The sequence below is a fragment of the Burkholderia sp. HAN2018 genome (assembly GCF_024704855.1).
Classification (GTDB): Bacteria; Pseudomonadota; Gammaproteobacteria; order Burkholderiales; family Burkholderiaceae; genus Burkholderia; species Burkholderia cepacia.
The window spans coordinates 1-341 of the sequence record NZ_QOBB01000586.1 but is presented as its reverse complement, the minus strand read 5'-3'; the positions used below and the strand labels follow the sequence as shown (position 1 = coordinate 341).

Here is a 341-nt window from a genome sequence, read left to right as displayed (position 1 = left end):
ATCGAGCTATTCGCCGACGAGAGGCCGGTCGAGGTCGACGTCGAGAGCGAAGTGATCGAGCTATTCGCCGACGAGAGGCCCGTCGAGGTCGAGGTCGACAGTGACGTGATCGAGCTATTGGCCGACGACAGGCCGGTCGACGTCGAGGTCGACAGCGAAGTGATCGAGCTGTTGGCCGACGAGAGGCCGGTCGAGGTCGAAGTCGAGAGCGAAGTGATCGAGCTGTTAGCCGAAGAGAGGCCCGTCGAGGTCGAGGTCGACAGCGAATCGATCGAGCTATTCGCGGACGACAGACCGGTCGAGGTCGAGGTCGAGAGCGAAGTGATCGAGCTGTTGGCCGA

The 341-nt window shown here is 62.2% G+C and carries 1 protein-coding gene; it reads left to right on the top strand.

Annotated features, from left to right (window positions below; all coding sequences use genetic code 11):
- The coding region (locus tag DPV74_RS42060) for a hypothetical protein (RefSeq protein ID WP_276142254.1) at nt 1-341 on the top strand (341 nt) is incomplete at both ends.